Genomic DNA, 12,681 nt, shown 5'->3' on the forward strand with positions numbered 1-12,681 from the left:
GCATACATCAGCCGGGCAGATAAACAGGAGACAGGATCGCGCAATGGCCGGATTTTTGAAGACGCTGGTGCCGAAGAGATTTCGCAAGGAAGGTGTCGCGATCCCGGTCGTCAGGCTGAGTGGAGCGATCATGGCGACGGGCAGCCAGTTTCGGCCGCCGCTCAATCTCGCCACGGCTGCACCCGCGCTGGAAAGGGCTTTTGCCTACAAGAATGCACCGGCGGTGGCGATCTCCATCAACTCGCCCGGCGGGTCGCCGGTTCAGTCGCGCCTGATCTTCCAGCGTATTCGTGATCTGGCAGCCGAGAACAACAAGCGCGTGCTCGTCTTCGTCGAGGATGTCGCGGCGTCCGGCGGCTATATGATCGCGCTTGCCGGTGACGAGATCTTTGCCGACCCCACCTCGATCGTCGGTTCCATCGGCGTCGTCTCGGGCGGCTTTGGTTTTCCGGAAATGCTGAAGAAGATCGGTGTCGAGCGCCGCGTCTATACGGCCGGCAGCAACAAGGCGATCCTCGATCCGTTCCAGCCCGAGCGCGAGAGCGACATCGAGTATCTGAAGTCCCTCCAGCTCGAAATCCACAAGGTTTTCATCGACATGGTGAAGGAGCGTCGCGGTGCAAAACTCGCCGACGACCCGGACCTGTTTTCCGGCCTGTTCTGGACCGGCGGTCGCGGGAAGACGCTCGGCCTCGTCGACGGGCTCACGGACATGCGCTCGGAGTTGAAGCGGCGCTATGGGCCGAAAACGCGGCTTGAGCTGGTTTCGGCACCCAAGGGCCTGTTCGGCCGCAAGGCGCCGGGCATCGGGGGGCTTTCCGAAGACATGGCAGGCCGTATAGGCTCGGCTGGTGTCGCGGCGGTCGCCGGGCTCGCGGAAGAAAAGGCGCTGTGGGGCCGCTTCGGGCTTTCCGGATAAGGCGCAATAATTTTTGGGGGAGGGGCTATGGCCCAGATCATCTTTCTGCTTCTGGTCGTCGGGCTTGCCTGGTTCGGCTACCGCAAGTTCATCGCGGATGCCGAGCGGCTGAGCAAGATCAACAAGCGTGCCCAGGAAGAGCGCCGCACCGGCGCCACCGGCACGCTCGTCAAGGATCCGGAAACCGGGGAATACCGCGTGCGCCGGGACGACGAGTAGCGTTGCGGCACAGCCGCGTGTCGTCGTGGGACCGGCAAAACGGGCCGGTCGTGCCGGCCCGGTACATTAACCATTCTACGTAAGGTTAATATCGGATTTACGCACATGCAGCCTGGGGTTTTACTTGCCCTCGCGCGCAGGAAGACCGATCTAGCGGTCAGGGTCGCCATGAGGGTGCACCTCTGATGCGCCTGCAATGAACGGAGTAAACCATGGCCTCGCTCGACCTCGATCGGATTCGCACCATCGTCGTGACGGGTGGTGCTGGCTTCGTCGGTTCGCACATCGTCGATGATCTTCTCGCCCATTGCCCGAATGCGCGCATCCGCGTGCTCGATTCCGTCACCTATGCTGCCGACATGTCGCATCTCGATGCGGCCTTCCGCACGGGCCGCGTGACGTTGCAGGAAGGTGACGTCGGCAATCTCGACCTCGTGACCGAGGTTTTGAAGGATGCCGATCTCGTGGTCCATACGGCGGGCGAAAGCCATGTCGAGCGGGCCTTTTCCGTGCCGGAACGCTTCACGCTCGCCAATGCGCTCGGCACCCAGGTTCTGGTCGAGGCGATGGGCCGCCGCCGCGTGCCGCTGATGATCCATATCAGTTCCGCCGAAGTCTACGGCGCCGGCAACGGCCAGCCGATCGGCGAACTTGCGCCGCTTCTGCCCGACAATCCGCACGGCGCCTCGAAGGCCGCCGCGGAAATGCTGATCGCCGGCCTGCGCCGGTCCTTCGATCTCGATATCCGGGTGCTGCGCCCGGTCAACATCGTCGGCACACGCCAGAACGCGGAAAAGCTGCTGCCGCGCTTCATGGAATTTGCGACCGTCGGCCGGCCACTTCCGGTGCATGGCGACGGCGCGCAGAAGCGGGCCTTCGTCACCGCGGCGGATGTCTGTTCGGCGTTGCGCGCCGTCGTTTCCAGCGGCGCGGAAAACGCCACCTACAACGTCGCCGGCGACGAACTGTACGATGTCCTCTCCATCGCCCGCATGGTGCTCGATACGGTTCAGGATTCCGTAGCGGGCGTCAGTTTCACCGGCGGTCGGCCCGGCAATGTCACCCGCTCGCCGCTTGATACGCAGGCGCTGCGCGCACTTGGCTGGCGGGCGTCAGGTTCGCTGCGCCGCGAACTTCCGGTGCTTGCGGCCTGGTACGGTTCACGCGTGCCGGGCGGTCTTCGCCGGCAGATGAGCCAGGTGCCGGACTTGGCACCCCAGCGGGTCCAGGCCGTCACGCAGGTTGCCGGCTCGGGCCTCTTCCGTTCGCTCGAACGGCATTGAGCGCATTGCAGGTCGCCGCCCGAAACCCTTGACCCCTTGGGCGCATCGTGGCACCAGTCCGCCAGCTTTTCCAAAGAATGCTGGACGAAACCGATGACCTCTGCCGCCCTGCCTGACCATATGAACCCGACCCGCTCCTTCCAGGGGCTGATCCTGACGCTGCACGCCTATTGGGCGGACAAGGGCTGTGCGGTGCTTCAGCCCTATGACATGGAAGTGGGTGCCGGCACGTTCCATCCGGCAACGACGCTGCGTGCACTCGGCCCCCGCCCGTGGCGCGCCGCCTATGTGCAGCCGTCGCGCCGCCCGTCCGACGGCCGCTACGGCGAAAACCCGAACCGTCTTCAGCACTACTACCAGTACCAGGTTATCCTGAAGCCGAACCCGTCGAACCTTCAGGAACTCTATCTCGGCTCGCTCGCTGCCATCGGCCTCGATCCGCTGCTGCACGACGTGCGCTTCGTCGAGGACGACTGGGAAAGCCCGACACTCGGCGCCTGGGGCCTCGGCTGGGAATGCTGGTGCGACGGCATGGAAGTCTCGCAGTTCACCTATTTCCAGCAGGTCTGCGGCATCGAATGCTCTCCGGTTGCCGGCGAACTGACCTACGGCCTCGAGCGCCTCGCCATGTATGTGCAGGGTGTCGACAATGTCTACGACCTCAACTTCAACGGCCGCGAGGGCGACGAGAAGATCACCTATGGCGACGTCTTCCTGCAGGCCGAGCAGGAATATTCCCGCCACAACTTCGAATTCGCCGACACGGCGATGCTGCACCGCCATTTCATCGATGCGGAGAAGGAGTGCCAGGCACTGCTCGCCGCCGGTGCGCCGGGCGATGCGGATAACCAGCGCCTGCACAAATGCGTGCTGCCGGCCTATGACCAGTGCATCAAGGCATCGCACATCTTCAATCTGCTCGACGCGCGCGGCGTGATCTCGGTCACGGAACGCCAGAGCTATATCCTGCGCGTGCGCACGCTGGCCAAGGCCTGCGGTGAAGCCTTCCTGCTGACGGATGCCGGTGGCATCAACTGGACCAAGAGCGCGGCCTGATTGGTTGTTCAGCGCCGCCGCGCGAGATCGATGACGGCTTCAGCGAAGGCGTCAGGCTTTTCCTGCGGCAGGTTGTGGCCCGCGCCGGAAACGACGCGCCGCTCATAGGCTGCCGTGAAGTGCCGCCTGTCGTGATCGACGGGCGAGGGCGGGTCGACGCCATCGTCGGCCCCCATCAGCACGATCGTCGGAACGGAAATATCCGGCTGCCGTGCCAGCCGGGCCTCTATGCCCGCCAGTGCCGGATCACCCGGAATACCGCCGAAGCGGTGCCGGTAGGAATGGATCACGATCTCGACGAAATCCGGATTGTCGAAGGCGGCCGCCGAACGGTCGAATGTCGCCGCGTCGAAACCCCATGTCGGTGACCAGAGTTTCCAGATGAAAGTGCAGAGCCCCCGGCGGTTTTCCTGCAAGGCCCTGCGACCGCGCTCCGAATGAAAATAATACTGGTACCAGTACCGCGCCTCTTCCTCCGGCGCGGCCGGCGTGCCCGCCTGCGCGATGTTCTGGATGTTGTATCCCTGGCCGCAGCTGACGAGCCCCTGCACCCGCTCCGGCCAGAGTGCCGAGACGATGCAGGCGGCACGCCCGCCCCAATCGTATCCGCCAAGATAGGCCTTTTCGATGGACAGCGCGTCCAGCAGGGCGAGGAGGTCCGCGCCGAGCGCCGCCTGCTCGCCGGAGCGGGGCGTCTCTGCGGAGAGAAAACGCGTGGCGCCGAAGCCGCGCAGGAACGGCACGATGCAGCGATGGCCGGCGGAGGCAAGCGTTTCGCAGACCGCGTCATAGGCGTGACCATCATAGGGAAAGCCGTGCAGCAGCACGGTGGCAGGCCCATCGGCAGGCCCGGCCTCGATATAGGCGATCTCGAGAGACCCGGCGGCGACAGTTTTCATCCCATGCTCCTCCGTCACGGACAGGCAGACCGCAACGGCGGCACCGCCAATTCAATATGACCGGCGGGATCGTTTCGGCAAGGGTGGCGGGCGGAGAGAGCGGCGCCTCAAGCGATCGTCGTGACCTTCACGCCCAGTTCCCAGACGGGCTTCAGCGTGGGGAAGGTGCCGGTGGGGAGCTGGCCGGCATAGGTCTGGAGCGCCCGGCGTACACCCTTCGGACGGTCGACCGCAGCGCCCATCGTGTAGGCGAGGAACAGGGCGGTGAAACCGAGAACGTTGATGGTGAGGACGAGGGCTTTCATGACGGTCGCTTCGGGGTTCGTGTTGTTGATGAGCGACTATCGGGCAAAGCACGCCGCCGCGCGGTTCCCGCGGTGACAGGGTGAAAGCCCCCTCATCCGGCCCTTTCGGGCCACCTTCTCCCCGAGGGGAGAAGGGAACGGAGGCGCGGGCAGGTTTTCCCCTTCTCCACAGCGGGGAGAAGGTGCCGGCAGGCGGATGAGGGGGCTTTCCTGCGCCGGCGCGAATGCTAAGTTCACAGGCAACACACAGAAGGAGCGGAGAACCCATGATCGGTCTGGGAATCGCGGCGGTGGTCGTCATCTACGCCATCATCATCTACAACGGCCTGGTGCGCGCCCGGCAGGTGAAGGAAGAGGCCTGGTCCGGCATCGACGTGCAGCTGAAGCGCCGCGCCGATCTCATTCCCAACCTCATCGAGACGGTGAAGGGCTACGCGAGCCACGAGAAGGAGACGCTGGAAAAGGTCGTCGAGCTGCGCAACCAGGCGCAGGCCGTGCCAGCAGGCGATGTCGCCGGCCGCGCCCAGGCGGAGGGCCTGCTCAGCCAGGCGCTCGGCCGCATCTTCGCCCTTGCCGAGGCCTATCCGGACCTCAAGGCCAACCAGAACTTTGCCGAGTTGCAGCAGTCGCTGGAAACGCTGGAGGACGAGATCCAGATGTCGCGCCGCTACTACAACGGTGCCGCCCGCGATCTCAACGTCAAGGTCGAAAGCTTCCCGTCGAACCTCGTCGCCAGCCTCTTCAAATTCATCAAGGCGCCCTATTTCGAGATCGAAAACCCGGCCGACCGGGCTGTGCCGACGGTAAAGTTCTAGATTTGGGGTTCCCTATGATGCGGATTGCCGCTCTCCTGACGCTGTGGCTCTGCCTTCTGGTCGGGGGTGCTGCCCGGGCGGAAGAGTATTTCGACCGCTACCATTCCGATATCGCGCTCGCCAAGAACGGCACGCTGACGGTGGCGGAAACGATCCGCGTCTATGCCGAGGGCAACCAGATCCGCCGCGGCATCTACCGCGATTTCCCGCTGACCTTTGTCGATGCCGAAGGGCGGGAGCGCGAGGTCGGCTTCAAGATCTTGAGTGTCGAGCGTGACGGCCGACCGGAACCCTACCGCACGGAAAGCATCCGTCGTGGCATCCGCATCTATTTCGGCTCGGCGGACGTGCTGCTCGATCCCGGCTTCCACCAGTACCGGCTGACCTACGAGACGACCCGGCAGATCCGCTTCTTCGACACGCATGACGAACTGTTCTGGAATGTCACCGGCACCGAATGGGCCTTTCCCATCCATCGCGCGAGTGCAACCGTGACCCTGCCGGAGGGTGTGCGTGCCGAGGAACTGACCGTCTTTACCGGCCCGCTCGGTGCAACGGGCAAGGATGCGCGCGCGGAAAACCGCGGCAATCAGGCAAGCTTTGAGACGACGCGCGAACTGGCGGCCCAGGAGGGCCTGACGATCGGCGTGAAGATGCCGGCCGGCAGCATCAGCCGCCCGACGCCGGAGGAGGAGCGGGCGCTCTTCTTCCAGGACAACCGCAATCTCTTCCTCGCCTTCGGCGGCCTCGTTCTCGTCGTCGGCTATTATCTGTGGGCCTGGCTTTCCGTCGGGCGCGATCCGCCGCGCGGCGTCGTGGTGCCGCGCTGGGATGCGCCGGAGGGCATGTCCCCCGCACTCGTCAACTATATCGACGAGAAGGGGTTTGGCGGGCAGGGCTGGACGGCGATTTCGGCCTCCTTCCTCAACCTTGCGGTCAAGGGGCTGGTCGAGCTTCAGGACCTGAAAAAATCGATCGTCGTCACCCGCACGGACAAGACAGCCGGCGACCTGCCGACGGGCGAAAAGGTGCTGCTCGGCGCACTGGGTGCTGCCGGCACGAGCCTCGCCATCGACAAGTCGAACGGCAAGCGCGTGCAGACACTCGGCGGCGATTTCCGCGATGCGATGGAAAAGGAGCACCGGCGCAAATATTACCTCGCCAACTGGCCGCAGGCGATCGGCGGCATCCTGCTGTCGCTTGCCTGCCTCGCCGGCCTGCTGGTCTTCGGCTCGCTGCCGGAGGAGGGCATCGTGCTCGTCATCCTGCCGGTCTTTGCCTCCGTCTTCGTGTCGATCTTCGCGGTCGCGCTCGGTCAGAATTTCAGGCGGTCGAAGTCGCTCGGCGCGCGCATTTTTGCGGTCGCCATCATCGCCTTCATCAGCTTCGTCTTCCTCACGGTGTTCGGCGGCATCGTGCTCGCGCTCTTTGCCACCGGTGCTGCAACCGGCCAGTTGCCGCTGTTTGCCGCCATCGGCGGCATCGTCGTCACCAATCTCGTGTTCTTTTTCCTGATGGGCGCGCCGACACCGCTCGGCCGCAAGATGATGGACGGCATCGCGGGCCTGCGCCAATACCTGACGCTCGCCGAAAAAGACCGCATGAACATGGCCGGCGCGCCAGAAATGTCGCCCCGCCATTTCGAGACGCTGCTGCCCTATGCCGTGGCGCTCGGCGTGGAAAAACCCTGGTCGGAAACCTTCGACCACTGGCTCCTCGCCGCTGCCGGTGCCGCCACCACCTACCAGCCCGTCTGGTACCACGGCGACAGCCTCTCCTCCGGCAATTTCACCGACCGCATGGGCGGCTTCGCCGGCTCCATGGCGGGCACCATGACCTCCTCATTGCCCGATCCGCCGAAAAATTCTTCGTCCGGGTTTTCTTCGGGCGGTGGCGGCTCCTCCGGCGGTGGAGGCGGCGGTGGCGGTGGTGGCGGATGGTAGAGGCTTTGCCGTCTATCTGACTTTTCGGGCTTGGACGGATGACATTTGCGCCACAGCTTGCTAAGTCCCGGCCAGTCGAAAAATCATCAGTCAGTGACCCCCATGCCCGATCTCCTGCTTGAACTCCGCTCCGAGGAAATTCCCGCCCGCATGCAGCGCAAGGCGGCGGGGGACCTGAAGAAGCTTGTCACCGACGCGCTGGTCGAAGCGGGCCTGACCTATGAGGGCGCGCGCGAATACTGGACGCCGCGGCGCCTGACGCTCGATATTCGTGGCCTCAAAGCCCGCTCGAGCGACGTGCGTGAGGACATCAAGGGACCTGCGACGTCGGCGCCCGAGCCGGCGATCCAGGGTTTTCTGCGCAAGGCAGGCCTGGCCTCGGTCTCAGAAGCCCATGTGCACAGCGATCCGAAGAAGGGTGACTTCTACGTCGCCCATCTCGTGAAGCCCGGCCGTCCCGCCGACGAGATCATTGCGGACGTCATGCCCGGCATCATCCGCAACTTCCCCTGGCCGAAGTCGATGCGCTCCGGTACCGCCTCGGCAAAACCCGGCGCGCTGCGCTGGGTGCGCCCGCTGCAATCGATCGTCTGCACCTTCGGCTCGGAAACGGAAGAAACCCGCGTCGTGCCCTTCGAGGTCGACGGGCTCGTTGCCGGCAATACTACCTACGGCCATCGCTTCCATGCGCCGGAGCCAATCACCGTGCGCCGCTTCGAGGACTATGCCGCCAATCTGGAGAAGGCAAAGGTCGTGCTCGATGCCGAGCGCCGCAAGCAGATCATCGCCACCGACGCCAACACCGTCGCCTTCGCCAACGGCCTCGAACTGGTCGAGGACGAGGGCCTGCTGGAAGAAGTTTCGGGCCTCGTCGAATGGCCGCAGGTGCTGATGGGCACCTTCGAGGAAGAGTTTTTGGCGATCCCGTCGGAAATTATCCGCCTGACGATCAAGACGAACCAGAAGTGTTTTGTCACCCGCAAGCCGGGCGCCGAGACACTCTCCAACCACTTCATCCTCATCGCCAACATCGAGGCGAAGGATGGCGGCAAGGAGATCGTGCACGGCAACGGCAAGGTCGTGCGTGCGCGCCTTTCTGACGCCAAGCATTTCTGGCTGCGCGACCAGGGCGACCTGCCGGACCTCGAGACCCTCAAGGCCTCGGCTGAAAAGTTCGACCTCGACCTGAAAAAGCCGCTCGACCAGCGCATGGCCAAGCTCGATGCGCTGAACGTGACGTTCCACGCCAAGCTCGGCACGCAGGGCGAGCGCGTCGCGCGTATCCGCAGGCTTGCCGCTGAACTCGCGAAGGTCACCGGTGCCGATGCTGCGCTCGTCGACCGCGCCGTCGTGCTCGCAAAGGCGGACCTACGCACGGAAGCCGTCGGCGAATTCCCGGAACTCCAGGGCATCATGGGCCGCAAATACGCGGCGCTGCAGGGCGAGGACGCCGCCGTCGCCGAAGCCATTGAAGACCATTACAAGCCGCAAGGCCCGTCCGATCGTGTTCCCGCCGGAAAGGTCGGCCTCACGGTCGCGCTTGCCGACAAGCTCGACACGCTGATCGGCTTCTGGGCGATCGACGAGAAGCCGACCGGCTCGAAGGACCCCTATGCGTTGCGCCGTGCCGCACTCGGCGTCATCCGCATGCTGCTAGAAAAGAACATCCGTCTGCCGCTCGGCTCCGTCGCAAAGGATCCGGATCTCATTGCCTTCTTCCAGGACCGCCTCAAGGTCTATCTCCGCGACATGGGCGCGCGCCATGACCTGATCGACGCCGTGCTGACGCCGGAGGCCGATGATCTGTTGATGGTCGCCCGCCGTGTCGAGGCGCTGACGGCGTTCATCACCTCCGAAGAGGGCCAGAACCTGCTCGCCGGCACCAAGCGCGCCACGCAGTTGCTGGCGGCGGAAGAGAAGAAGGGTACTGTCGTTGAAGGCGCGGTCTCGGCCGATCTCCTGAAGCTCGATGCGGAAAGGGCGCTTTACGCCGCCGTGGAGACGGCCTCGAAGAATGCGGCTGCCGCCGTCGCAAAGGAAGACTTCCGCTCCGCCATGGAAGCGCTGTCCGCCTTGCGCACGCCAGTCGACCAGTTCTTCAACGACGTGCTCGTCAATGATGAAGACCCGGCCATCCGCGCCAACCGCCTCGCCCTCCTCGCCGCCATCCGTGCGGCGACCGGCACGGTTGCGGATTTCTCGAAGATCGCGGGGTGAGGGACGGGCGCTGATGGCCGGAAAGATCCTCATCAGTGCCTGCCTTGCCGGCCTGCCGGTGCGCTATAACGGCTCGGCGAAGCCGTTGATCCATGATGCTGTCGACCGCTGGAAGGCGGAGGGGCGGCTGGTCACGCTTTGTCCGGAGCTGGCGGGCGGCTTCCAGGTGCCACGGCCGCCGGCGGAAATCGAAAACGGTTTGAACGGGGACGACGTGCTCGACGGACGGGCGCGGGTGCTGGAACTATCCGGTGCGGATGTGTCCGCGGCCTATATCGCCGGTGCGCAGATCGCGCTCGATGTGGCGCGGGAGAACGACTGCCGGCATGCGCTGCTCATTGATGGAAGCCCGTCCTGCGGGTCCGGCTTCGTCTATGATGGCAGCTTTTCCGGTGTGCGGCATGCGGGGCAGGGCGTGACGGCGGCGTTGCTGCGCCGGAACGGCGTCGCCGTCTACTCCGACCGGGAGGTCGAGCAACTCGCACATGATTTTGCAGAGGGCGTCTGACACGCCTGCGCCCCCGCTTGAGGTCAGGGGCGCAAAACGTCCGTTTTCACGGATCCATCAGCCTGGAGGGACTGAGGGGCAGGGTCCCTCCAATATGGGGTCAATTGACCCGAAGCGCAAATTTCGACGGATCAAACTCGCGTGAGGAGGTCATCGTCGCCGTTGCGGCCTCGTGTGCGGCGGTCTCGTCCACCGCGCTCGTCTTGGCGCTGGCATCGACGGTTTGCGTCACCGCGGCATTCTCGTCCAACGTTTTTTCGACTTCTGCCGCCTGTAGCGCTTCAACCGGCGCCTTGCTGACGAAGAGCACCGGCGAACCGCCCATCCAGGCCTCGGTACGGAAGATCTTGCGCTCGCCGTCCGCTTCGCGGATCTCGACCTTCTGCGTGCCGGGCTCGATGGCATCGACATGGTAGGTGCTGAGCGCGCGCTTCGGCTTCAAGGGTGGGCAATCGCTGCAGGTGATCGTCTCTACGCTCGTACCTGCTGATGTGGCGCTGACAACAGGTTCGATCGACCCGGCAAAGGCGGGGGCGGCAAGAAGCACGAAGGCGAAGGCCGGCAACAGGGTACGCATCAAACGGTTCTCCCTAATCATTACAGGGAGAATAGCGCTCGCCGGTTACGGTCCCGTCAGGGGAAATGGTAAAATTTGAGCAACCGGCCGATTTTAACGGCCCACTTCAGGCCTTTTCACGGGCGATGGCGCGCCAGCCGATATCGCGGCGGCAGAATCCGTTGTCCCACTTTACCCGGTCGAGGGCCTGATAGGCCGCCTTTTGGGCGTCCGCGACGGTAGCGGCAACAGCCGTGACATTGAGCACGCGCCCGCCGGTCGCCACCAATGTGCCGTCCTTCAGCGCTGTGCCGGCATGAAACACCTTGGTGCTTGCGTCGTCCGCCGGCAGCGACAGGATCGGCGTATTCTTCTCATAGCTGCCCGGATAGCCCTTGGAGGCCATGACGACGGTCAGTGCCGGCGCGTCGCGCCACTCGGCGGAAACCTTGTCGAGCCGGCCGATCGCCGCCGCGTGCAGGATCGGCAGCAGGTCGCTTTCAAGCCGCATCATCAGCACCTGGCATTCGGGGTCGCCGAATCGCGCATTGTATTCGATGAGTTCAGGGCCTTTGGCGGTGATCATCAGCCCGGCAAAGAGCACGCCCTGAAACGGGTGGCCATCCGCCGCCATGCCGCGGATCGTCGGCTCGATGATCTCCTTCATCGTGCGTTCGACCATGTCGGGCGTCATCACCGGAGCCGGCGAATAGGCACCCATGCCGCCGGTGTTCGGGCCGGTATCGCCGTCGCCGACGCGCTTATGGTCCTGGGCCGAGGCAAGCGGCAGAGCGTTTACGCCATCGCAGAGGCAGAAGAAGCTCGCCTCCTCGCCATCGAGGAAGGCTTCCACCACGACTTCCGCGCCCGCAGCGCCGAACGCGCCGTCGAAACAGTCGTCAACGGCGGCCAGCGCCTCGTCGAGCGTCATGGCGACGGTCACGCCCTTGCCGGCGGCAAGCCCATCGGCCTTGATGACGATTGGCGCGCCCTGTTCGTTGACATAGGCTTTTGCCGAGGCGGCGTCGGTAAAGCGCTGGTAGGCGCCGGTCGGGATGTCGTATTTGGCGCAGAGGTCCTTGGTGAAACCCTTGGAGCCCTCGAGCTGGGCGGCCGCCGCGGATGGGCCGAAAACATCGATGCCATCGGCGCGCAGCACATCGGCAATGCCCGCGACGAGCGGGGCTTCCGGCCCGACCACGACGAAGCTCACGCCATTGTCCTTGCAGAAGGCCGAGACCGCGGCATGGTCGTCGATATCAAGCGAAACGAGCGTCGCGCATTCGGCGATGCCGGGATTGCCAGGCGCCGCATAGAGCGTGGTGAGGAGGGGCGATTGCGCCAGCTTCCAGGCAAGGGCGTGCTCGCGTCCGCCCGCTCCGATCAAAAGAACCTTCATACCCGCACCCTCGATCCGTCCTTGATTGCAGGCGGGTTAAGCGGGCGGGGCCTAAAGGTCAAGGGCTGGAAGGCGCCATGGCTGTCTCTAGCGGGTGATTGGCTATGAAGAGTAATGTGTGATCCCCCTCATCCGCCTGCCGGCACCTTCTCCCCGCCGGGGAGAAGGGGAGATCGCAAACGTTTCCTACTCCCTTCTCCCCAGCGGGGAGAAGGTGGCCCGAAGGGTCGGATGAGGGGGCTGGGTTTGCAGGTGTCGTCGGGACGTCACAGCGTCGCCGCGCCCTTTTCCTCGACGCCGCGGCCGAGATTTTCCAGTTCGGTGTCGATCAGGTGCATGTCCTCGAACCAGCCGTCATCCGCGACCATGGCGCTTTCAGTTGCGGCGCGCTGGAGGGCGCGGGCTTCGGTGCGCAGCCTTTCGAGTTTTTCGATCTTTTCCTTCCGGGAGAGGCCGGTATCGGTGCGGATCGCGTTCAGCTTCAGCTCCATCGTGCTGATGGTCATGGGAAAACTCCTTGTTTCATCTCTTAAAAAACGCAGACTGGAGCGAATCGTTCCGG

13 protein-coding genes and 1 pseudogene are annotated in these 12,681 nt (G+C 64.4%); 8 read left to right on the forward strand and 6 right to left on the reverse strand.

The window, feature by feature from the left end; genetic code table 11:
* The first annotated feature begins 43 nt into the window (after positions 1 to 43).
* From ACT6VE_RS11890 to ACT6VE_RS11905, 4 genes are all read left to right on the forward strand, one after another.
* Positions 44 to 919 carry a S49 family peptidase gene (locus tag ACT6VE_RS11890; RefSeq protein ID WP_444798818.1) on the forward strand — a complete coding sequence of 292 codons (876 nt, stop codon included), beginning with the start codon at positions 44 to 46 and terminating at the stop codon, positions 917 to 919.
* Between the two features lie 27 nt (positions 920 to 946).
* Entirely contained in the window at positions 947 to 1,138 is a 192-nt protein-coding gene (locus tag ACT6VE_RS11895; protein ID WP_444798819.1) for a hypothetical protein, read from the forward strand.
* A 212-nt stretch (positions 1,139 to 1,350) separates the two neighbouring features.
* Positions 1,351 to 2,421 (forward strand): dTDP-glucose 4,6-dehydratase, encoded by a 1,071-nt coding sequence (locus ACT6VE_RS11900; RefSeq protein ID WP_444798820.1) that lies wholly within the window; start codon positions 1,351 to 1,353, stop codon positions 2,419 to 2,421.
* A 120-nt stretch (positions 2,422 to 2,541) separates the two neighbouring features.
* On the forward strand, positions 2,542 to 3,477 hold the full coding sequence (locus ACT6VE_RS11905; RefSeq protein WP_444798988.1) for a glycine--tRNA ligase subunit alpha: 936 nt from the start codon (positions 2,542 to 2,544) through the stop codon (positions 3,475 to 3,477).
* Positions 3,478 to 3,485: 8 nt separating this feature from the next.
* Here the strand turns inward: ACT6VE_RS11905 and ACT6VE_RS11910 are convergent, their stop codons facing one another.
* Positions 3,486 to 4,376 (reverse strand): alpha/beta fold hydrolase, encoded by an 891-nt coding sequence (locus ACT6VE_RS11910; protein WP_444798821.1) that lies wholly within the window; start codon positions 4,374 to 4,376, stop codon positions 3,486 to 3,488.
* 107 nt (positions 4,377 to 4,483) lie between these two features.
* The gene (locus tag ACT6VE_RS11915; RefSeq protein ID WP_444798822.1) at positions 4,484 to 4,681 is read right to left on the reverse strand and encodes a hypothetical protein; all 198 of its coding nucleotides are present in this window, start codon (positions 4,679 to 4,681) and stop codon (positions 4,484 to 4,486) included.
* Positions 4,682 to 4,947: 266 nt separating this feature from the next.
* Here ACT6VE_RS11915 and ACT6VE_RS11920 point away from each other — a divergent pair, with 266 nt between their 5' ends.
* The 4 genes from ACT6VE_RS11920 (at position 4,948) to ACT6VE_RS11935 (ending at position 10,164) form a co-directional block, all read left to right on the forward strand.
* Entirely contained in the window at positions 4,948 to 5,496 is a 549-nt protein-coding gene (locus tag ACT6VE_RS11920) for a LemA family protein (RefSeq protein ID WP_444798823.1), read from the forward strand.
* Between the two features lie 14 nt (positions 5,497 to 5,510).
* A complete protein-coding gene (locus ACT6VE_RS11925) occupies positions 5,511 to 7,439 on the forward strand; it encodes a DUF2207 domain-containing protein (protein WP_444798824.1) in 1,929 nt (642 codons plus the stop codon).
* A 102-nt stretch (positions 7,440 to 7,541) separates the two neighbouring features.
* Positions 7,542 to 9,656: a glycine--tRNA ligase subunit beta gene (gene glyS / locus ACT6VE_RS11930; RefSeq protein WP_444798825.1), complete on the forward strand. Its 2,115-nt coding sequence runs from the start codon at positions 7,542 to 7,544 to the stop codon at positions 9,654 to 9,656.
* Positions 9,657 to 9,669: 13 nt separating this feature from the next.
* On the forward strand, positions 9,670 to 10,164 hold the full coding sequence (locus tag ACT6VE_RS11935; RefSeq protein ID WP_444798826.1) for a DUF523 domain-containing protein: 495 nt from the start codon (positions 9,670 to 9,672) through the stop codon (positions 10,162 to 10,164).
* Positions 10,165 to 10,264: 100 nt separating this feature from the next.
* On the opposite strand, the gene ACT6VE_RS11940 is transcribed toward ACT6VE_RS11935, so the two are convergent.
* From ACT6VE_RS11940 to ACT6VE_RS11955, 4 genes and pseudogenes are all read right to left on the reverse strand, one after another.
* Entirely contained in the window at positions 10,265 to 10,741 is a 477-nt protein-coding gene (locus ACT6VE_RS11940) for a plant virulence effector HPE1-like domain-containing protein (protein ID WP_444798827.1), read from the reverse strand.
* A gap of 106 nt (positions 10,742 to 10,847) precedes the next feature.
* Positions 10,848 to 12,119, reverse strand: coding sequence for a phosphoribosylamine--glycine ligase (gene purD, locus ACT6VE_RS11945; protein WP_444798828.1), 1,272 nt, complete (start codon positions 12,117 to 12,119; stop codon positions 10,848 to 10,850).
* 124 nt (positions 12,120 to 12,243) lie between these two features.
* Positions 12,244 to 12,429, reverse strand: a pseudogene (locus tag ACT6VE_RS11950) (hypothetical protein); the annotation flags it as partial.
* The gene (locus ACT6VE_RS11955; protein ID WP_444798829.1) at positions 12,386 to 12,625 is read right to left on the reverse strand and encodes a hypothetical protein; all 240 of its coding nucleotides are present in this window, start codon (positions 12,623 to 12,625) and stop codon (positions 12,386 to 12,388) included. The gene ACT6VE_RS11955 and the pseudogene ACT6VE_RS11950, both read right to left, overlap by 44 nt.
* Between the last annotated feature and the right edge of the window lie 56 nt (positions 12,626 to 12,681).

The organism is Shinella sp. (genome assembly GCF_052438155.1).
Taxonomy (GTDB): domain Bacteria; phylum Pseudomonadota; class Alphaproteobacteria; order Rhizobiales; family Rhizobiaceae; genus Shinella.